This is a genomic window from Nocardioides sp. S5, assembly GCF_017310035.1.
Lineage (GTDB): Bacteria > Actinomycetota > Actinomycetes > Propionibacteriales > Nocardioidaceae > Nocardioides.
Genome location: NZ_CP022296.1, coordinates 254013 through 272866 on the forward strand (window position 1 = coordinate 254013; position 18854 = coordinate 272866).

The 18854-nt window shown below is 73.3% G+C and carries 19 protein-coding genes; 8 read left to right on the plus strand and 11 right to left on the minus strand.

Features of this window, described 5'->3' with window-relative positions; genetic code table 11:
- Positions 1-45: 45 nt before the first annotated feature.
- Positions 46-486 carry a nitroreductase family deazaflavin-dependent oxidoreductase gene (locus tag CFI00_RS01295; protein WP_207083516.1) on the plus strand — a complete coding sequence of 147 codons (441 nt, stop codon included), beginning with the start codon at positions 46-48 and terminating at the stop codon, positions 484-486.
- A gap of 2 nt (positions 487-488) precedes the next feature.
- Here the strand turns inward: CFI00_RS01295 and CFI00_RS01300 are convergent, their stop codons facing one another.
- The 9 genes from CFI00_RS01300 to CFI00_RS01335 all read right to left on the minus strand — a co-directional run bounded on the left by CFI00_RS01300 (position 489) and on the right by CFI00_RS01335 (position 11138).
- The gene (locus CFI00_RS01300; protein ID WP_207083517.1) at positions 489-671 is read right to left on the minus strand and encodes a hypothetical protein; all 183 of its coding nucleotides are present in this window, start codon (positions 669-671) and stop codon (positions 489-491) included.
- Positions 672-744: 73 nt separating this feature from the next.
- The gene (locus CFI00_RS01305; protein WP_207083518.1) at positions 745-1350 is read right to left on the minus strand and encodes an ACT domain-containing protein; all 606 of its coding nucleotides are present in this window, start codon (positions 1348-1350) and stop codon (positions 745-747) included.
- 9 nt (positions 1351-1359) lie between these two features.
- A complete protein-coding gene (gene recD, locus CFI00_RS01310; RefSeq protein ID WP_207083519.1) occupies positions 1360-3138 on the minus strand; it encodes an exodeoxyribonuclease V subunit alpha in 1779 nt (592 codons plus the stop codon).
- Positions 3135-6497: a UvrD-helicase domain-containing protein gene (locus tag CFI00_RS01315; RefSeq protein WP_242532624.1), complete on the minus strand. Its 3363-nt coding sequence runs from the start codon at positions 6495-6497 to the stop codon at positions 3135-3137. Before CFI00_RS01315 ends, recD begins: the two co-directional genes overlap by 4 nt.
- Positions 6494-9838 carry an exodeoxyribonuclease V subunit gamma gene (gene recC / locus CFI00_RS01320; protein WP_207083520.1) on the minus strand — a complete coding sequence of 1115 codons (3345 nt, stop codon included), beginning with the start codon at positions 9836-9838 and terminating at the stop codon, positions 6494-6496. Before recC ends, CFI00_RS01315 begins: the two co-directional genes overlap by 4 nt.
- A gap of 36 nt (positions 9839-9874) precedes the next feature.
- Positions 9875-10009, minus strand: a complete 135-nt coding sequence (locus tag CFI00_RS23795; RefSeq protein WP_277988340.1) for a hypothetical protein — start codon at positions 10007-10009, stop codon at positions 9875-9877.
- A gap of 18 nt (positions 10010-10027) precedes the next feature.
- Complete coding sequence (locus CFI00_RS01325; protein WP_207083521.1) at positions 10028-10543, minus strand: CinA family protein; 516 nt, start codon at positions 10541-10543, stop codon at positions 10028-10030.
- Positions 10544-10663: 120 nt separating this feature from the next.
- The gene (locus CFI00_RS01330; RefSeq protein ID WP_207083522.1) at positions 10664-10837 is read right to left on the minus strand and encodes a CsbD family protein; all 174 of its coding nucleotides are present in this window, start codon (positions 10835-10837) and stop codon (positions 10664-10666) included.
- 106 nt (positions 10838-10943) lie between these two features.
- Complete coding sequence (locus tag CFI00_RS01335) at positions 10944-11138, minus strand: hypothetical protein (RefSeq protein ID WP_207083523.1); 195 nt, start codon at positions 11136-11138, stop codon at positions 10944-10946.
- A gap of 102 nt (positions 11139-11240) precedes the next feature.
- Between CFI00_RS01335 and CFI00_RS01340 the strand changes: the two genes are divergently transcribed.
- Entirely contained in the window at positions 11241-12107 is an 867-nt protein-coding gene (locus tag CFI00_RS01340; protein WP_207083524.1) for a DICT sensory domain-containing protein, read from the plus strand.
- An 11-nt stretch (positions 12108-12118) separates the two neighbouring features.
- Here CFI00_RS01340 and CFI00_RS01345 read toward each other — a convergent pair whose 3' ends face one another.
- Positions 12119-12397 (minus strand): Rho termination factor N-terminal domain-containing protein, encoded by a 279-nt coding sequence (locus CFI00_RS01345; protein ID WP_207083525.1) that lies wholly within the window; start codon positions 12395-12397, stop codon positions 12119-12121.
- An 84-nt stretch (positions 12398-12481) separates the two neighbouring features.
- Between CFI00_RS01345 and CFI00_RS01350 the strand changes: the two genes are divergently transcribed.
- Positions 12482-12955 carry a DUF6328 family protein gene (locus tag CFI00_RS01350; protein ID WP_207083526.1) on the plus strand — a complete coding sequence of 158 codons (474 nt, stop codon included), beginning with the start codon at positions 12482-12484 and terminating at the stop codon, positions 12953-12955.
- A 6-nt stretch (positions 12956-12961) separates the two neighbouring features.
- Here the strand turns inward: CFI00_RS01350 and CFI00_RS01355 are convergent, their stop codons facing one another.
- The gene (locus CFI00_RS01355; RefSeq protein ID WP_207083527.1) at positions 12962-13399 is read right to left on the minus strand and encodes an SRPBCC family protein; all 438 of its coding nucleotides are present in this window, start codon (positions 13397-13399) and stop codon (positions 12962-12964) included.
- Between the two features lie 72 nt (positions 13400-13471).
- Here CFI00_RS01355 and CFI00_RS01360 point away from each other — a divergent pair, with 72 nt between their 5' ends.
- The 5 genes from CFI00_RS01360 to CFI00_RS01380 all read left to right on the plus strand — a co-directional run bounded on the left by CFI00_RS01360 (position 13472) and on the right by CFI00_RS01380 (position 18849).
- Positions 13472-14077, plus strand: coding sequence for a DNA starvation/stationary phase protection protein (locus tag CFI00_RS01360; protein WP_207083528.1), 606 nt, complete (start codon positions 13472-13474; stop codon positions 14075-14077).
- A gap of 247 nt (positions 14078-14324) precedes the next feature.
- Positions 14325-15422, plus strand: coding sequence for a substrate-binding domain-containing protein (locus CFI00_RS01365; RefSeq protein WP_242532625.1), 1098 nt, complete (start codon positions 14325-14327; stop codon positions 15420-15422).
- A 112-nt stretch (positions 15423-15534) separates the two neighbouring features.
- Positions 15535-16311 carry an ATP-binding cassette domain-containing protein gene (locus CFI00_RS01370; protein ID WP_207083529.1) on the plus strand — a complete coding sequence of 259 codons (777 nt, stop codon included), beginning with the start codon at positions 15535-15537 and terminating at the stop codon, positions 16309-16311.
- Between the two features lie 21 nt (positions 16312-16332).
- A complete protein-coding gene (locus CFI00_RS01375; RefSeq protein WP_207083530.1) occupies positions 16333-17610 on the plus strand; it encodes an ABC transporter permease in 1278 nt (425 codons plus the stop codon).
- Between the two features lie 9 nt (positions 17611-17619).
- Positions 17620-18849 carry an ROK family protein gene (locus CFI00_RS01380; protein WP_207083531.1) on the plus strand — a complete coding sequence of 410 codons (1230 nt, stop codon included), beginning with the start codon at positions 17620-17622 and terminating at the stop codon, positions 18847-18849.
- The last annotated feature ends 5 nt before the right edge of the window (positions 18850-18854 follow it).

Below are 18854 nucleotides of genomic sequence, written 5' to 3' on the forward strand. Positions count from 1 at the left end.
CAGCCGGTCTGGAAGATCGTCGCCGCCCGTGGTGTTGTGGCAGGCATGGCACTGACTGGCACCTATGTCCCGAGCACGTCCGAGTGGGTCCGCAACCAGGTCGAGGAGTACGAGGCGACCGACGGCGCGAGGTCGGGCACGCTCCCCGACACCGACTACCCGATCGTCGTCGTCACGTCCGTCGGTGCGAGGTCGGGCCACCTCCGCAAGAACCCGGTGATGCGGGTCGAGCGCGACGGGGCCTACCTCGCGGTGGCGTCCAAGGGCGGCGCCCCGGAGAACCCGGAGTGGTACCACAACTTCGTCGCCCACCCCGAGGTCGAGCTCCAGGACGGCGCGGAGAAGCACGCCTACCGCGTGCGCGAGCTCGAGGGCGCGGAGCGCGAGGACTGGTGGCAGCACGCCGTGGCGACGTGGCCGACCTACGCGTCGTACGCCGAGAAGACCGACCGCCTGATCCCGCTCTTCCTGCTCGAGCGCGCCTGACCTCAGCCCGCGGGCTGGTCCGCGTCGATCTCGTCTACGACGGCCTCCTCGTCGGGGTCCTCGGCGTGGACGATCGCCTCGGCGTCGGGATCGACGTGGGCCGGCGCCTCGGGCTCGAACGGGTCGGCCGGCTGCTCGATCTCGTCGTCGTGGAAGGCCTCGTGCTGCGTCTCGTCGGTTGCCACTGGACTCACCTCTCCTCGGGACCCGGGACGTACCCGTCACGCGTGCGTTCCATGTGCGACCGCCCGACCCGCCTCAGGCGCGGCTGATCGTCATCGCCAGCCCGAGCAGGTGCTCGAGCCGCGCGAGCTCGGAGTCGAGGAACTCCGGACCCCCGCGCCGACCCATGGCAATGAGGTCGTCGCCGAAGGGCGCCGCGCACTCGACGTAGGTGTCGTCGCCGGGCAGGCGGGTGGGGGAAGTGAGGTGGCCGATGTCGAACTCGCTCGGCGCGGCGTCGGTCGCGTGCACCACCGAGAGCCCAGCGTCGCCGCGACGCACGCGTGCCGCCCAGTCGACGCGGAACGTGATCGGCAGCAGGTCGACCACCCGGTCCCGCGCCGAGCCGGGGTCCTCGGTGAGCGCCTCGACGACCTCGAGGTCCAGGAAGAGGTTGCCGCCCGCGGCGTAGCGGTTGATCCAGAGCACGCTCACCCCGTCGAGCACGCTGCACGCGGACACGATCGAGTCGGGCATCGTGCCGGGCGGGATCTCGAGCAGGACGTCGTCGACGGCGTAGCCGTCGCGCTTCTCGACGATCTCGATCGCCTCGATGTCGCCGCCGGCCTCACCGATCGCGCTCGCGACGCGGCCCAGCGACCCCGGGACGTCGGGGAGCTCGACACGGATGAGGTAGGGCATGGGCCGAGGCTATCGGGCCGACGTGTCGGCCAGGTTTCCGTCATCCGACAGCCGGGCACGCAGCCCGCTCGCGCGCAGCGCCTGCCGGGCGATGGCCGCGCGGACCGCCGACTCCGAGCCGATGACGCGCACCCGTCGCTGCGCGCGGGTGACCGCGGTGTAGAACAGCTCGCGCGTCAGCAGCCGCGACTCCTCGTCGGGCAGCAGCACCGTGACCTCGTCGGCCTGGCTGCCCTGCGACTTGTGGATCGTCATCGCGTGCATGGTCTCCACGTCGCCGAGGCGGGAGGGGGCCAGCTCGAGGAACCCGACCCCCGTCGCGATGGCCGCGCGCGGCCCGGACGGGCTGGCCACGACGACACCGGTGTCGCCGTTGTAGACGCCGAGCGTGTAGTCGTTGGACGAGACCAGGAGCGGCCGCCCGAGGTAGGCCGCATCGTGCACGGGCTCGCCGGTCTCGGCGGTGAACCACTGCTCGATGCGCCTGTTCCAGTGGCGTACGCCGAACGGGCCGTCGCGGTGCGCGCACAGCAGTCGGTGCCGATCGAGCGCCTCCAGGGCCCGCTGGGCGTCACCGGCCACCGCGGCGTCGTGCACGGCGAGGGCGTGCGGCAGCACCGAGGAGCGGATCGCGCGGGCCGGGTCGCCGTCGCGCACCCACTCGACCGCCTCGCCACCGGCGCGCAGGGCCGCGACCGTCCGGTCGGCGTCGCCGAGGCGCAGCGCCTCGGCGAGCTCGCCGATCTCGGCGCCGTAGCGGTGCGCTGTGCGCAGCGCCGCGACCGGGCTGTCGGGGCGGTGCTCGTAGCCGCGGACGAGGTCGGTGAGGACGGCACCGGCGTCGACCGAGCTGAGCTGGTCGGGGTCGCCCACCAGCACCAGGCGGGCCTCGGGCCGGACCGCCTCGAGCAGGCGCGCCATCATCGTCAACGACACCATCGACGCCTCGTCGACCACGACGAGGTCGTGGGGCAGGCGGTTGCCGCGGTGGTGGCGGAAGCGGGTGCTGTTGCCGGGGTGCTGGCGCAGCAGGCGGTGCAGCGTCATCGCCGACACGTCGGCCAGGCGGCTCTGGTCGGCCGGCCCGAAGCGGGCGACGGACGACCGCACCGACTGCTCGAGCCGCGCGGCGGCCTTGCCGGTCGGCGCGGCCAGCGCGATGCGCAGCCGCTCGCCCCGGGCCTCGGCCTGCTCGACGAGGACGGCCAGCAGGCCCGCGACGGCCGTCGTCTTGCCGGTGCCGGGGCCGCCGGTGACCACGGTGGTGGCCTGCGTGGCCGCCCGCCGGCAGGCCTCGCGCTGCTCGTCGGACTCCGCGGTGGGGAAGACCCGCACCAGCGACTGCTCCAGCAGCCCCGTGTCGACGGCGTGGGCCACCCGCCCGCGCTCGCGCAGGTCGCCCAGCACCTGGGTCTCCTGCTCGTGGTAGCGGTCGAGGTAGACCAGCCCGTGGTCCAGGCGCACCACCCCGGCCGCCGGCAGCGGGCTCGCCGACACGGCCGCGGACCACCGCTCCGGCGTCGGCCACGGCAGCCCGAGGTCCGCGAGGGAGGCCGGCACGGCCGCCAGGTCGAGGCAGACCGAGCCGTGGCGCACGGCCCGCACGGCGAGGGCGACCGCGAGCAGAACGGACTCGTCCGACTCGCCGGCGAGCCGGCCGAGCGTCGAGGCGACGTGGACGTCGGCCGACGTGAGCACCCCGGCGGCGTTGAAGGTGTGCAGCAGCCCGTGGGCCGCGAGCGCCAGGTCGCGGTCGTGCGCGTCGACCGGCTCGAAGACCTCGCTCATCTCCTCACCACCCCGTCGAGCAGGTCGGAGAGCTCCTCCACGAGCGGCACGGGCGGGCGCCACGAGAAGACACCGCACGGCATGCCGTCGACCACCGGGGTGCCGGGGCCGCACATGCCGCGGAGGTAGAGGTAGAGCACCCCGCCGAGGTGGGTCGCGGGGTCGTAGTCGGGCAGTCGCCAGCGCAGGAACCGGTGGAGCACCACGGTGTAGAGGAGCGCCTGGAGCGGGTAGTCGGAGTGGGCCATCGCCTCGTCGAGCACCTCGGGGCGGTAGTCGTGGGCCGTCAGCGGCTGGTCCATCGGGCCGAGCCAGTTGGTCTTGTAGTCGACGGTGAGGAAGCGCTGGGCGCCGCCGACGTCGACGCGCAGCACCACGTCGATCGAGCCGGTGAGGTAGCCGCGCAGCGACTGGGACGCGAGCTCGGGGTCAGCGTCGAGTGCGTCGGCGTAGACCCGCACCGCGTCGCCCTCGGGCAGGTGCCGGCGCAGCAGCGGAACGAGGTCGCCCAGGCGTACGTCGACGGGCGTGGCCACCGTGTCGCCGCCGGCCAGCGGGACCTCGAAGTCGAGCTCGCGCAGCCGGTCGGGCAGGCCCAGGGAGAGCAGCGTGCGGTCGGCGGCGAGCGGTCCGAGCGGGCTCGAGCACACCGCGACGAGCGCGTCGGTGAGCGCGACCGGGTCGAGGTCGACCGGCCACCAGACCAGCTGCTCGCGCACGTGCCCCAGCAGCTCGGCGTGGAAGTCGTCGGCGCCCGGGTCGGCGTGCTCGAGCACCGCGTGGACCAGGGAGCCGAAGGTGGCACCGACGGGCAGGGCCGCCATCGGCGACGGCACCGCGGCGGCCGCGAGGTCTCCCTCGGCCGCGCCGTCGAGCTCTTCGGGGGAGACCTCCGCGTCGGCGCTCGCCTCCAGCTCGGCCTCCATCTCGGGCTCCGACAGCGCGGCGGCGGCGTGGGCGGCGCTAGTGGCGGAGAGCGAGGAGTAGGACGTACGGCGCCAGGTGGTGTCGACCTCGCGGCTGAACGACCGGACGGCCAAGCGCTCGGTCGAGCCCTGGAGCGGGGTCGGGTCGGGCGGGGTGAGGGTGGCCAGCTCGACGCTCGGCCCGCCCTCCTGCGCCCAGGCCGCCAGGATGGTCATCAGCCGGTCCTCGTCGACCAGCGCCTGGCTGTCGGGCACCGGGGCCGTCCCCGGGCGGCGTCCCAGGAGCATCCGGTGCAGGGGGGAGTCGGGGGTGTTGCGGTCAGCGGCGGCGTACCACGCCACGACCTGCGACTGGGCGCGCGTCATCGCGACGTAGAGCAGGCGCAGCGACTCGCCCGCGTCCTCGCGCCAGTGGCGGCGCACCGCGTCACGGTGGAACGCGCTCGCACCGCCGACGTCGCGGCACCGGCGCCCGGCGTCGTCGTGGAAGAGCGGCACGGCCGGGTCGCGGCCGGTGAAGCGGTTCCACAGGGTGGGGAGGTAGACGACGGGCCACTGCAGCCCCTTGCTGCTGTGGATGGTCACGAGCTGGACCGCGGCGGCGTCGGAGTCGAGGCGCCGGGTGCGCTCGGAGGCGACCTCGAGCTTGTCGTCGGCGACCTGCTCGCGCAGCCAGGCGAGCAGGCCGACCAGCCCGACCCGCTGCTCGGTGGACACCCGCAGCAGGGACTCCCCGATGTGGCGCAGGTCGGTCAGCGTGCGCTCGCCGCCCACGCGTGCCAGGACCCGGGCCGTCAACCCCTCGACCGCGGCCACCTCCACCACCGCGGCGACCCCGCGCCGGGTGAAGACGTCGGCCAGGGTGCGGACGCGGGCGGCGAGCTGGTCGGTCAGCCGGTCGCCGCCGGCGTCGAGCGAGACCGCGTCGTGGCCGAAGAACGACGTGAGCGCGGCGGCGCGCACCCGGTCGGCACGGTGCGGCTGCTCCATCGCCTCGAGCAGCGTGAGCCACTCGCCCGCGGCGGGCGTGTGGAAGACCGAACCGCCGGCGTTGACCACCGACGGCACCCCGACGTCGGCGAGGGCCGCCTGGACCGCCTCGAGCTCGTTGCGCCGGGCGGCCAGCACGGCGATGTCGCCCGGCCTGAGGTCCCGGCCCTCGAAGCGGGCGCCGGCGTCGATGAGTCGCTTGATGTCGTGGGCGGTGTCGGTGACGACGTGGTCGCGCCACAGCGCCACCGGCGGCCTCGAGCGCGGGCCCTTGCCGAGCTCGGCACGACGGACCACCCGGAGGCGGAAGGGAGCCCCGGCCCCCTCGAGGCGCGAGTGGGCCAGGTGCGCCTCGACCGGATGGACGACGATGCGCTCGTCGCCGAGCTGGGCGCCCCGGAGCACCGCCTGGACGGCGTCGAGCAGCGGGCGGTCGGAGCGCCAGTTGACGCCGAGCGTCTGGGTCGTGGTCGCCGTGTCGGCGGCCTGGAGGTAGGTCACGACGTCGCCGCCGCGGAAGGCGTAGATCGCCTGCTTGGGGTCGCCGATCAGCACCATCGTCGTGGTCTCGGCGAAGGCACGCCGGAAGACCTGCCACTGCACCGGGTCGGTGTCCTGGAACTCGTCGATCAGCACGAACTTCCACCGGTGCTGCATCCGGCGCCGCGCCGCCGCGTGCGTGTCCTCCAGGGCGTCGGCCAGCTGGCTCAGCAGGTCGTCGTAGCTCAGCACGCCGAGGCGGCGCTTGCGGCGCTCCACCTCCTCCAGCACGTCGCACGCGAAACGGACCCGCATCGCGGCCGAGGAGTCGGGCGACTCGGTGAGCACGGCGGCCGGCTCGACCACGGCTCGGGGGTCGCCGATGACATGGCGTGCGAGCTCCAGCGCGTCGGCGCGGCTCCACGGCGGGCGCGCCTCGGAGCCGAAGCGGGCGAGGTAGAGGTCGTCGACGACCTCGGTGGTGAGCTGCTCGAGGTCCTCCACCAGCGTGGCCGAGGCGTCGGTGTCGCCCGCGACGCCGAGGCTGCGGAGCACCAGCTGGCAGAACTGGTGGATCGTGGCGATGGTGGCCGCGTCGAAGGACACCAGCGCCTGCGTCAGGCGGTCGTGGCGAGCCTCCCGCGCGGTCGTGTCGGCGTCGAGCAGCCACGTGTGCAGCCGGTTGGCCGGCTCGGGTGCGCAGGTGCCGGTGAGCAGCTGCACGGCCTCGTCGAGCTGGCGGCGTACGCGCTCGCGGAGCTCCTGGCTGGCGGCGCGGGTGAAGGTGACGACCAGCATCTCGTCGAGGCGTACGTCGCCGGACGCGATGTGCTTGGCCACCAGTGCGGCGATCGTCCACGTCTTGCCGGTGCCCGCGCTCGCCTCGAGCAGGGTGGTGCCGGGGTGGAGGTCCGCGGTGATGTCGAAGGTCTGGACCGGCACGTGGGTCGGAGTGGTGCTCACAGGCCCCTCACCTGCTCGTGGCCGCCGTCGATCAGCGGCGCCCAGAGGGCCCAGGCGTAGTGGCCGAGCCGGTGCGGTCCGTCCTCGCCCGTGCGCGGTGCGGTGGTGAGGAGGGAGTAGTCGGCGTGCTCGCCGAAGGCGCGGACGTGCCAGGCGTCGGCGTCCTCCTTGGGGAAGCCGGCGTCGTTGAAGCGCGGCGTCTCCCACTCTGCGCGCGCCCGGACGTCGGGGTCGCCGTCGCTGCCCGCGAGCATCCTGCGGTGCTCCTCGGCCCATGCCAGCGAGGTCTTCACCGGGAGCGGGAGCGGCTCGCGCTGGCCGGCGTCGTAGAGGGCGACGAGGCCGCGCAGCCACTCCTGGGCCTCGTGCTGGGCGAGCGGGCCGATGAGCTGCACCTGGCCGCCGGAGCGGTGCTTGCCGATGGTGTGGACGGTCCAGTTCTCGTCGGGGGCCCCGGCCGCGAGCGCGAGGGCGTCGATCCACGCGGCCAGGCGGTGCTTGGCGGCGAGGTTGGAGAAGGACACCGACACCACGTTGTTGCCCCACACGTCGCCCACCGTGCCGGAGAGGCGGCGTCCGCCCCCCAGGTCGACGTCGACGTCGAGGGTGCGGTGGGGTCCGCGCCGCAGCTCGAGCGCCTTCATCACCAGGGGGCGGACCACCTCGATGATGTCGTCGAGGACGCCCTCCCCGAGCGGCCCGGGTGGGAGCTGACCGGAGACCTTGAGCGCCTCGCCCACGGCCAGGGCGTCGGCACCGCCGAGCACCTCGGAGGCCAGGTGGTCGCCGACCCCCCACTTCTCCAGCGCGTCGAGCGTGATCGGGATGGCGTCCTTGACGACGTCGGCGTCGTAGGGGCGCGCGATCCGCAGCCGGCGGAAGAACCCGCGCACGGGATGGGCGAAGAAGTCGTGGAGGTCGGCGAGCGAGACGTCCTCGGCCGTGCCGGCGGCCGGCAGGGCGTGCGGCACCAGGACACCCACGGGGCGGCGCTCGTCGCGGGCCGCGCTCGCACCTGCGAGGGCGAAGCGGTCGAAGGTGAAGGGCCCGCCCCCGCGCAGCGCACCGGCGACGAAGTTGTCCTCGTCGAAGGGCTGGAGCGGGTGCTGGGTCAGCACGTGGTCGCGCACGGGCGTCGCGGCGGTGCGGTTGAGGGCGTCGAGCAGCTCGCCGAGCGGCACTGCGGGCGGGCGCTCCGCCCCGGTGTGCTCGCCGCGGCCGGTGTAGGTGATGACGAGCTTGTCGGTGGCCGCGACGATCGCGTCGAGGAAGAGCTGGCGGTCCTCGGCGCGCAGGTCGCGCTCGCCGGTGCGCGGTCGGCGCGCGAGCACGTCGTCGCCGTCGACGGTGGACACCCGGGGGAAGACGCCGTCGTCGAGACCGACCAGGCACACCACCCGGTGCGGCACCGAGCGCATCGGGACCATCGTGCAGACGGTCAGCGTGCCGGTGCGGAAGTTGGCGCGCGTCGGACGTCCGCGCAACCGCTGCTGGAGCAGGGCTCGTACGTCGGCCTGCCGCAGCCGGGTGCCCGTGCCCTCCGCGCCCGCGGCGATGCGTGCGACCTCGCGGTCGAACTGCGCCACCTGCCACACCTCGGCCAGCGGCGTCGAGGTGAGGTGGTGCACCGCCTCGCCCAGGGCCGTGGTCCAGTCGGTGACGGTCGTCGCCTGCTCGGCCCGTGTGACGAAGGTGTGGAGGCGCTCGACGAGCTCGGCGAAGCGTCCGACCAGGTCGAGGTCGCCGTCGCTCACGTCGTCGACCGGCACCGTGCCGGCGACCTGGCGGTGGTCGAGGCCGGACATCGCCGCGCCCAGCAGCACGCGGCGCATCCCCGCCACCCAGGTGTTGGCGTCGAGGCCGGCCAGGCCGAAGGCGCCGCGGTGCTCGGCGTCGTAGCCCCAGCGGATGCCGCTGACGTCGACCCAGTGTGCGATGCGCTCGAGCTCCTCGTCGCCGAGACCGAACCGCGCCCGCACCGGGTCGGCGCCCGCGACGTCGAGCACCTGGCTGGCCGTCATCCGGCCGCGGACGAGCTCGACCAGCTGGGCCGCGAGCGCCAGGAGCGGGTTGGTGGCCGCCAGCGAGCGGTCGGCCAGGCGTACGCGGAGCCGGTGGCCCGGGTGCCCGGCGCCCTCCCCGGCGACGTCGGCCATGCCGAAGGACGCGGAGATCAGGGGTGCGTAGGTCTCGATGTCGGGGACCATCACCAGGATGTCGCGGGGCTCGAGGGTCGGGTCGTCCTCCAGCAGCCCCACCAGCACCTCGCGGAGGACGTCGATCTGGCGCGCCGCGCCGTGGCAGGCGTGCACCTGGACCGAGTCGTCGGTGCCGGTGCGGCCGGCCCGCTCGTCGGGACCGGGGGCGCTGTTGGCGCGCAGGTCGTGCTGGAGCCACCCCAGCAGCGTCGGCGCCGACACCGGCGGGGCCCCGACCGGGACGGTCGGCAGGTCGCCGAGGGTGCGGCGCAGCTCGCGCGCGTCACGACCGAGCGAGCCGAGGAGGGGATGGCCGACGAGCGCCGCGGAGTCGTCGGCGGCACGCGGCACCTGTCCCTCGCGTGCCGTCGGGGCGAGCGACTCCCACAGCTCCGTCGAGGCCTGTGGGAGCCACAGGTGGACCTCGCGGAGCTCGCCGAGCGCCTTCAGCAGCGCGACCTCGGTCTCCGGCAGGCGGGTGTGGCCGAAGAGCGAGAGCCGCGGCGGCAGGTCGAGGGCGTCGCCCCCGCGGCGCAGCCGGGCCACGGTCTCGGCGTGGCGCACGTCGGGGGGCGGGTCGCCGACCGCGTCGAGCAGCCGGCGCCAGAGCTCGGCCTGCCACGCGAGGTCGGCGTCGAGCACGCCGCCGGCGCCGTCGGAGCGCCCGCCCGCGCGCCAGTCGGCCAGCAGCGCCGGGCGCTGCACGGCGTAGGAGGAGAACAGCCCGGCCAGCCGCCGCGCCACGGCGTAGCGCCGCGCGGAGCGGTCGTCGTCGGGATCCCCGCCGCCGAGGTGCGCGGTGAGGTCCTCGAAGCCCGTCGTGCCCATCACGTCGTCGATGACCGACAGCAGTGGCCAAGCCAGCCGGTCGGGGCTCCACGGGTCCTCGGCGTCCCGGTCGAGGAGCAGCGACACCAGGGAGTGGGGCGTCACGAAGTCGACACCTGCGCAGACGCCGTCGCCGCCCCGGGGGCCGGTGCCGAGGCGGTGGGACAGGCGCTGGGTGAGCCAGCGCTCGACACCGCGCGCGGGCACCACCACGACCTCGCGGGCGAACGGGTCGGGCAGGGGCGTGACCAGCAGGTCGGCGAGGCCGTCGGCGAGGGCGTCGGTGCGCTCGGCCGTGTGCAGGTGCAGGGTCACGGGCGCCACCCTATGAGCGGCGACCGACAGCCGGGGTCAGCGCGCGAGGAAGTAGACCAGCACGAGCAACGCCAGCACGATCAGCAGGCCGATCGGCGCGGCGGTGACCATCCAGGGGCGACCGCTCTGCTTGGTGGGGTCCACCTTGTCGGGCTGGTGACGGGGGTCCATGACGTGTCGGTACCCGCGTCACGCCGTCGCATGCGGTTCGTCATCGGTGTCCGCACCGAGCGCCTTCGCCAGCTCGCGCAGCGCCAGGGTGGTGGCCGACGCCAGGACCTCGTCCGGCTCGCCCTCGAGGTGCACCTCGTGCGACCACGTCCCACGTCCGTCCGCGACCGCGAGGTGGACCGTGCCGGGTGGGCGTCCCTCCTGGCTGCCCGGTCCGCCGACCCCGGTCATCCCGAGCCCGACGTCGGCGCCCAGCAGGCGGCGTACGCCTTCGGCCATCTGGCGCGCGCAGCCGTCGGTCACGACCGGGCCTGGGTCCACGCCGAGCACCGCGTGCTTGACCTCGCTCGCGTAGGCCACGACCGCGCCGCGGTACCACGAGGCGGCTTCGCTGCCGCGGCCGAGCGACGCCGACAGCCGTCCCGCCGTCAGCGACTCCGCGACGGCGACGCCCACGTCCTGGGCGCGGGCCACCTCGGCGATGCGCTCCACCCACTGCTGGTCATCCGCCCCGTGGGCGTCGGTGCCGGTCATGCGCCGTCGTACCCGCGCGGGCGTCCGGACATGCGACCGCCGGCGGCCACACGGGGGTAGGTGGCCGCCGGCGGGGGCGGGGGGCGTCGCTCTGGGCGACGCGTGGAGCAGGGCGGTGCGTCAGCCCTTGAAGGCGTCCTTGACCTTCTCGCCGGCCTGCTTGAGGTTGGCGCCGGCCTGGTCGCCCTTGCCCTCGGCCTCGAGCTGCTCGTCGTCGGTCGCCCTGCCGGTGTGCTCCTTGCCCTTGCCCTTGAGCTCCTCGGCCTTGTTGCCGATCTTGTCGTCGAGTCCCATGGTGTTCCTCCTGCGTCTCGGGTGTGGGTCGGTGCTGACCGGGTGGTCATCATCGAACCTGCCACGCGGGTGGGCGCCCGACGACACCCGTGCGGGTGGGTGCCGGTCAGGAGCCGATGTGGCGCGGGGGTGTGGTGGTGGAAGTGGTGGGAGCCGGCACGACGCCGAGCTGCGGACGCGGCGGCGGCGGGGTCTGGTGCTCGATCTCCTCGGCGCGCGACGCGTCCAGGCGCCAGATGCCGAAGCAGCCGACGATGGCCACGATGATCGCCACCGTCCCGATCAGGATCACTGTGCCCATGCGATTCTCCAGGTGTCTCGTGTGGGGTTCCCTGTGGATGGTGCGAAAACCTCTACAGTCCTGTATAGATTATTTCCACACGTTGTACAAGGGTTGGACGAGATGAATCGTGGAGGCGTCATGGACACCGGAGCAACGGGTGGCTTCAGCATCGGTGTCCTGGCCGACCGGACCGGGCTGACCCCCGCGGTGCTGCGGACCTGGGAGAACCGGTTCGGCTTCCCCGCCGGCGAGCGTTCGCCCACGGGCCACCGCCGTTTCTCCGAGGCCGACGTCGAGCTCGTGCGCCAGGTGCTCGAGGTGCGCGAGTCCGGGGTCGGCCTCCAGGTCGCCATCGACGCCGTACGCCGACGCCAGGAGCAGGGCGCGGTTGACTCGGTCCACGCCGTGCTGTCGCGCGACTTCCCGCACCTCGTCGTCCACCGCCTCGGACGGCGGGCGCTGCTGGCCGCCTCGCACGCGGTCGAGGACGAGGCGCTCGCCCGCGCCGACCGCCCGCTGGTCCTCGGCACCTTCCAGGAGGGCCACAAGTTCGCCCGCTCCAGCCACCGCTGGGACGAGCTGGCGCGTACGGCGTCGTGGGCCGCGGTCGTGGCCGAGTTCGACGAGGCCCACCCTGCCGACCCCTCGGCCCAGCCGGCCCGGTGCCAGCTGCCGGAGCGCTCGCCCCTGCGCCGGGAGTGGACGGTGGTCACCGTCAGCGCCTCGCGCGCAGCTGTCGTCTCGGCCTGGGAGGTGCCGAGCGGTCCGGGGGGCGCGCCTGTCTACGAGTCCGTCATCAGCACGCACCGGCCCGCCGCGCTGGCAGCGGCGCGGGTGCTCGTCGACGTCGCACGCGCGTCCGGAGCGACGCCGCCCGCCTCGGCGACGGCGGTCCTCGACGAGCCGGCGCACGGTCCGGCGACCGCGGCGGTCGACGCGGACCGGATGTGGCTGCGCGCGCTCGCCCGGCTGGACCCGCCCGGCTGACGCCTCGTGGCTCAGTGGTGGCGCAGGGCGTCGATCAGCTCGTCCTTGGTCATCGACGAGCGACCCTCGATGTCGAGCTCGGCCGCGCGCTTGCGCAGCTCCTCGACCGTGCGGTCCTCGTAGTCGGCCGCCTCGCCGCCACGCTCACCGACCTTCGACCTGCCCTGTGCTGCTGAGGCGTTCGCGATGCGGGCTGCCTTCTCCTTGCTGGCGCCGTCGTCGCGCAGCGCCTCGTACACCTCGGCGTCCTTCACGGACGGCCCCGGATCCTGCTTCTTCTTCTCGGCCATCGCTCCACCGTGCCACCGCTCGCCGGTCTGATCCTCACCCGTCGGGAGGTGGGCGCCGCGGGCGGGCCGAGTAGCGTCAGCAGGATGTCCGACAACCAGCGCGCGCGCCGCGACGAGACGCCCGAGGAGCGCGCCGACCGCAACTGGCTCGAGCTCCTCCAGGAGCTGCGGGTGAGCCAGACCGGAGTGCAGCTGCTGGCCGGTTTCCTCGCCACGCTGCCGTTCCAGTCGCGCTTCGACGAGCTCGACGCCTTCCAGCGCGGGTGGTTCGTCGGCCTGCTGGCCCTGGCGTTCACCACGGTCGCCGTGATGCTGGCCCCCGTCGCCATCCACCGCCACGTCTTCCAGGAGAACGCGAAGCCCGAGCTGGTGCGCGCGGGCCATCGGCTCACCTCGATCGCGCTCGCGCTCATCGCCGTCCTGCTCGGCGGGATCCTGTTCCTCGTGGTGGACGTGGTCTACGACCGGCAGGCCGCCGCGGCGGGTGCCGTGGGGTCGGTGGTCGTGCTGGCCGGACTCCTGCTGGTCCTGCCGTCCCGGGTGCTGCGGCGCAGCTGAGGTCGCTCAGCCCGGCTGGCGGTCCAGGCAGGCGCGCAGCTGGTCCACCGTCTTCGAAGCCAGCCGTGGGAGATAGGCCTGGACGAGCGGCGAGGCCAGGCGCGAGACGCCGGAGAAGGACATGCGGGCGGTGTAGGACACCTGTGCGCCGCCGGTCGCCGGGGTGATCTCGAAGATGTCGTGGCCCTCGAACGACTCGTTGGTGCCGCGCAGGTGCACGCGGGTCGGTGCCACGACCTCGGCGGCGGTGTAGGTGATCTCGACGGTGCGGCCCAGGAACGACGACACGTTGCGGTAGGTCGTGCCGACCCCGCCGTCGCCGCTGGTGCGCTCGCACGTGCGGGTGCCCGGGTCCCACTCCTCGGCCGTGCGGAAGTCGGCGAGGTAGGCGTGCGCCGCCTCGGGGGAGGCGGTCGTCGCGAACGTGCGGGTGATGGAGGGCATGGGCCCACCGTAGCCAGCGGCCACCTCCCTTCGGCTGGTGTCCGCCTTGGCCCGGCCTCCTAGCGTGGAGGCATGGCGAAGAAGACGACTCGTTCCGCGACCACCTCGGTGTCCAGCGACGCCGACGCCCCCCTCACCGTCCCCGGCCTGGACGCCGCCACCGGTCACCGCGTGGCCGACGCGCTCCAGATGCGGGTGCACGCGCTCAACGACCTGGCTCTCACCCTCAAGCACGCCCACTGGAACGTCGTGGGCCCGCACTTCATCGGCGTCCACGAGATGCTCGACCCGCAGATCGACGGCGTGCGCGAGATGATCGACGTGCTCGCCGAGCGCATGTCGACCCTCGGGGTGCCGCCGAACGGCCTGCCCGGTGCCCTCGTGGCCGCGCGCACCTGGGACGACTACGACCTCACCCGCGCCGACACCGCTGCCCACCTCGCCGCGCTCGACCTCGTCTACACCGGCGTCATCGAGGACCACCGCGCCGCGATCGAGGCCGTGGGCGACGACCCGGTGACCGAGGACATCGTGATCGGCCAGACCGCCGACCTCGAGCAGTTCCAGTGGTTCGTGCGGGCACACCTCCAGGGCGTCACCGGCGAGCTGGCGACCGCCGGCGCCTCGGGCGAGGTCGAGGCCGCCGAGAAGGTGTCGCGGCGCGGCCGCAAGCGCTGAGCCGACTGCGACGCGCAGGCGTCCGCGCATACGTCACACGCAGGGGTGGCTGGACCAGTGGTCCAGTCGCCCCTACGCGTGTCCGGGGTTGGACGACCCTCACTTCGGTAACGAACCGCTAACGGCTCGGCTGCGCTCTGGACGTGACCACCATCACTACATATGTTGTCCCGCACAACATATGTACGACGGCGCAGTGTCCCCCGACCGGCCGACGTGCGATTGAAATCGCTAGGAGGCGGTTCGCGTGAAGCGGAAGCACAATTTGGTCCTCGTCCCCCTGCTGGGTGCCGCCATGGCCCTCACGGCCTGTGGCAGTGACGACGGCGACACCGGCTCTGACGCCGGCGACAGCGGCAGCGGCGGCGACTCCGCCGGCAAGATCGGCGTGATCCTCCCCGACACCGAGTCCTCGGTGCGCTGGGAGAGCGCGGACCGCCCCGCCCTCGCGGCTGCCTTCGAGGAGGCCGGCGTGGAGTACGACATCCAGAACGCCGAGGGTGACGCCGAGCGCATGACCCAGATCGCCGACTCGATGATCGGCGACGGCGTGACGGTCCTCGCCATCGTCAACCTCGACTCCGAGTCGGGCGCCGCGATCCAGGAGAAGGCCGCGTCGCAGGGCGTCGCCACCATCGACTACGACCGGCTCACGCTGGGCGGCACGGCGGAGTACTACGTCTCCTTCGACAACACCGTCGTCGGCGAGCTGCAGGGCCAGGGCCTCGCGGACTGCCTCGGTGACAAGGAGGCGAACATCGTCTACCTCAACGGCTCGCCCACCGACAACAACGCGACGCTGTTCGCCGAGGGCGCGCACAGCGTGCTCGACGAGATGAGCAACTACACCGTCGTCGGAGAGCAGGCCGTCCCGGACTGGGACAACGAAGAGGCCGCCACGATCTTCCAGCAGCTCTACACCGCTGCGGACGGCCAGGTCGACGGCGTGCTCGCCGCCAACGACGGCCTCGGCGGTGCCGCGATCAGCATCCTCGAGGCCAACGGCCAGGACGGCAAGGTCCCGGTCACCGGGCAGGACGCCACGGTGGAGGGCCTGCAGAACGTGCTCGCCGGCACGCAGTGCATGACGGTCTACAAGTCCGCCACGCAGGAGGCCGAGGCGCTGGCCGAGGTCGCCATCGCGCTCGCCAACGGCGAGGAGGCCGAGACCACCGGCACGACGGTCGACTCCTCCGACGACAGCGAGGTCCCCTCGATCCTGCTCGAGCCGCAGGCGATCACGAAGGACAACGTCTCCGACGTGATCGAGGACGGTGGCCAGAAGGCCGAGGACGTGTGCACCGGCGACTTCGCCGACCTGTGCGCCGACGCCGGCATCTCCTGATCCCCTGACCGGCTGATCAGATCCACCTCGGACGACGCCCGGGCCGACCCCGGCCCGGGCGTCGTACTTGTCCACCCGCACAACAAATTCTTCGCGATCGGAAGTGAATCCCATGGTTGAGCCGCTGCTCGAGCTCCGTGGAGTCAACAAGAGCTTCGGTGTGGTGCACGTGCTGCACGACGTCGACTTCGCGGTCTACCCGGGGCAGGTGACCGCCCTCGTCGGCGACAACGGCGCCGGCAAGTCGACCCTCGTCAAGATCATCGCCGGCATCTACGGCCGCGACTCCGGCGACTACCACTTCGACGGCAAGCCGGTCGAGGTCCACGGCCCCCGCGACGTCGCCGCGCTGGGTGTGGAGGTCGTCTACCAGGACCTCGCGCTCTGCGACAACCTCGACATCGTCGAGAACATGTTCCTCGGCCGCGAGGAGACCAGCCGCTTCGGCCTCGACGAGGTCACCATGGAGACGCGCGCCCGCGAGACACTGGCGTCGCTGTCGGTGCGCACGGTCAAGTCGGTGCGCCAGAGCGTGGCCAGCCTGTCGGGAGGTCAGCGCCAGACCGTGGCCATCGCCAAGGCGGTGCTGTGGAACTCCAAGGTCGTCCTCCTCGACGAGCCCACCGCGGCCCTCGGCGTGGCGCAGACCCGTCAGGTCCTCGACCTCGTGCGTCGCCTCGCCGACCGCGGGCTCGGCGTCGTGCTGATCTCGCACAACATGGGCGACGTCTTCGAGGTCGCCGACCGGATCACCGCGCTCTACCTCGGCCGGGTGGCGGCCGACGTCCCCGCGAAGGACCTCACCCACAGCCAGGTCGTCGAGCTCATCACCGCCGGCCGCTCGGGCGACCTCGGCATCGCCGAGAACCCCGCGACCGCGACCGTCTGAGAAGGACCGGAGACCCCCACCATGACTGCTTCCACCGACACCGCGTCCGCTTCCACACCCGCCCCCAGCGGGTTCGACAACGACAACCGCCAGGCCGCGACCATCGGCGACGCGGCTCGTGACTACGTCAACCGCCTGCGCGGCGGCGACATGGGCTCGCTGCCCGCGATCCTCGGCCTGGTCTTCCTGGTCGTCGTCTTCGCCTCGCTCAACGACCGGTTCCTCACGACCTACAACATGGCCAACCTGGTCATCCAGGCCGGTTCGATCATCGTCCTGGCCATGGGCATCGTCTTCGTGCTGCTGCTCGGCGAGATCGACCTCTCCGCGGGTGTCGCGGGCGGCGCGTCGGCGACGATCATCGCGCTGATGCTCATCGACTACGACTGGACGTGGTGGATGGCCACGCTGGCCGGGATCGCGGCCGGCGCGGTGATCGGCCTGGCGATCGGTGCCCTGGTGTCGATGCTCGGCATCCCGTCGTTCGTCGTCACCCTGGCCTTCTTCCTGGCCCTCCAGGCCGTGCCGCTGCGGCTCATCGGCTCGGGCGGCTCGCTGCGCTTCAACGACGAGGTGCTGCGCGGGCTGTCGATCAAGAACGTGCCGGTCACCGCGGGCTGGATCGCCGCGATCCTCATCGTGGTGGGCTTCGCAGCGTTGTCGCTGTGGCGCTACCGCTCCCTGTCGGCCAAGGGCCTGGTCCACCAGCCCCTCAGCCTCGTGATCGTCCGGATCGCCGTGCTGGCCGTGATCGTGCTGGGGCTCACCGCGCTCCTGAGCGCCAACCGCGCACCGAACCCCAACTTCGACATCAGCGGCATCCCGTGGGTGGCGCCCGTCGTGATCGCGCTGCTGCTCTTCTGGACCTTCGTGCTGACCAAGACCCGCTTCGGCCGTCACCTCTACGCCGTCGGCGGCAACGCCGAGGCCGCGCGCCGTGCCGGCATCAACGTGCTGCGGGTCCGGATCATGGCCTTCGTCATCTGCTCCTCCATGGCGGCGATCGCCGGGCTCCTGTCGGCGTCCTACACCGGCAAGGTCTCCCCGGGCTCCGGCGGCGGCAACGAGCTGCTCTACGCCGTCGCGGCCGCCGTCATCGGCGGCACCAGCCTCTTCGGTGGTCGCGGCCGCGCCATGGACGCCGTGGTCGGCGGCCTGGTCATCGCGACCATCCCCAACGGTCTCGGCCTGCTCGACCAGGCGGCGTACATCAACTTCGTGGTCACCGGCGGCGTCCTGCTGCTCGCCGCGAGCGTCGATGCGATCTCGCGCCGCCGCCGTTCCTCGGCCGGGGTCTAGGTCGACCACATGACCGCCCAGCGGCGCTCGGGCCTCGGCACCAACCAGGAGGCCGTCCGGCGCCACAACCTCGGGACGCTGCTGCGCCACGTCCACGGTGCCGGACAGATCTCCCGGGCCGAGCTCACCAGCCTGATGGGCCTCAACCGGAGCACCATCGCCGGGCTGGTCGCGGAGCTGGAGTCCCTGGGCATCTCCGAGCGGGCGACCCCCGCCGGAGGTGCCCGACAGGGCGCCGGACGCCCCTCGGCCGGGGTGGCGATCGCCGCCGACGGCCCGTGCGTGATCGCCGTGGACCTCGGGGTCGACCGGGCCGTGGTGGCCCGCGTCGGCCTCGGCGGCCGGGTGCTCCAGCGGGCGCAGGCGCCGGTGCCCGCCGAGGGCGAGGCCTGGCAGGTCGGCGCCTCGGTGGCCGCACTCATCCGCGAGGTCGTCGAGGACGCGCCCGCCGCCTCGCCGCTGGTGGGCATCGGCATCAGCGTGCCCGGCATGGTGCGGCGCAGCGACGGCCTGATCCGGCTCGCGCCCAACCTCGAGTGGCACGACGTGTCGTTCGGGGGCATCGTCCTGGCCGCGCTGGGCCTCGACGTCCCCGTGTCGCTGGCGAACGACGCCGACCTCGGTGCGCTCGCCGAGCACACCCGCGGTGTCGGGGTGGGCATCGACGACCTCATCTACGTCTCCGGCAACGTCGGCGTCGGCGCCGGCGTGATCATGGGCGGGCACCGGCTCGAAGGTGCCGGCGGCTACGCCGGCGAGGTGGGCCACCTCCGCTTCGACCCCGGTGGTCGCCCCTGCCACTGCGGCAACCGCGGCTGCTGGGAGACCGAGGTCGGCGGCCACGCCATCGCCGAGGCCATCCACTGCCCGCCCGACAAGGTCGCCCAGCTCGACGAGGTGCTGGACGGCTTCGACTCCCCGTCGCCGGAGCTGCGCCGCACCGGCACCGCGATCGGCCACGGGCTGGCCAGCATCGTCAACATGTTCAACCCGCGGCTGGTGATCCTCGGGGGATATTTCCGCTCGCTCCACCAGCTCGTCGGGCCCGACATCGAGGCCGGACTGGCCGACCGCGCCCTGCCCGCGCCTCTGGAGTCGGTGCGGCTCACGCTGCCCGGCCTGGGATCGGACTCGGCGCTGCTCGGAGCGGCCGAGATCGCGCTCGAGCCGCTCTTCGTGGACCCGGTGGCCGCGCTGGGCACCGCGCTGGTCGACGTACGCGCCCGCCTCGCCGGCTGACCGGT

What these genes read in the sequence shown, in the direction of transcription:
- CFI00_RS01350 (WP_207083526.1), top strand. Translation starts at nt 12,482, where the DNA reads ATGTCCGACAACCAGCGCGCGCGCCGCGACGAGACGCCCGAGGAGCGC.
- CFI00_RS01330 (WP_207083522.1), bottom strand. Translation starts at nt 10,837, where the DNA reads ATGGGACTCGACGACAAGATCGGCAACAAGGCCGAGGAGCTCAAGGGC.
- CFI00_RS01295 (WP_207083516.1), top strand. Translation starts at nt 46, where the DNA reads ATGGCACTGACTGGCACCTATGTCCCGAGCACGTCCGAGTGGGTCCGC.
- CFI00_RS01355 (WP_207083527.1), bottom strand. Translation starts at nt 13,399, where the DNA reads ATGCCCTCCATCACCCGCACGTTCGCGACGACCGCCTCCCCCGAGGCG.
- CFI00_RS01335 (WP_207083523.1), bottom strand. Translation starts at nt 11,138, where the DNA reads ATGGGCACAGTGATCCTGATCGGGACGGTGGCGATCATCGTGGCCATC.
- CFI00_RS01375 (WP_207083530.1), top strand. Translation starts at nt 16,333, where the DNA reads ATGACTGCTTCCACCGACACCGCGTCCGCTTCCACACCCGCCCCCAGC.
- CFI00_RS01325 (WP_207083521.1), bottom strand. Translation starts at nt 10,543, where the DNA reads ATGACCGGCACCGACGCCCACGGGGCGGATGACCAGCAGTGGGTGGAG.
- CFI00_RS01340 (WP_207083524.1), top strand. Translation starts at nt 11,241, where the DNA reads ATGAATCGTGGAGGCGTCATGGACACCGGAGCAACGGGTGGCTTCAGC.
- CFI00_RS01360 (WP_207083528.1), top strand. Translation starts at nt 13,472, where the DNA reads ATGGCGAAGAAGACGACTCGTTCCGCGACCACCTCGGTGTCCAGCGAC.
- recD (WP_207083519.1), bottom strand. Translation starts at nt 3,138, where the DNA reads ATGAGCGAGGTCTTCGAGCCGGTCGACGCGCACGACCGCGACCTGGCG.
- CFI00_RS23795 (WP_277988340.1), bottom strand. Translation starts at nt 10,009, where the DNA reads ATGGACCCCCGTCACCAGCCCGACAAGGTGGACCCCACCAAGCAGAGC.
- CFI00_RS01305 (WP_207083518.1), bottom strand. Translation starts at nt 1,350, where the DNA reads ATGCCCTACCTCATCCGTGTCGAGCTCCCCGACGTCCCGGGGTCGCTG.
- CFI00_RS01380 (WP_207083531.1), top strand. Translation starts at nt 17,620, where the DNA reads ATGACCGCCCAGCGGCGCTCGGGCCTCGGCACCAACCAGGAGGCCGTC.
- CFI00_RS01370 (WP_207083529.1), top strand. Translation starts at nt 15,535, where the DNA reads ATGGTTGAGCCGCTGCTCGAGCTCCGTGGAGTCAACAAGAGCTTCGGT.
- CFI00_RS01345 (WP_207083525.1), bottom strand. Translation starts at nt 12,397, where the DNA reads ATGGCCGAGAAGAAGAAGCAGGATCCGGGGCCGTCCGTGAAGGACGCC.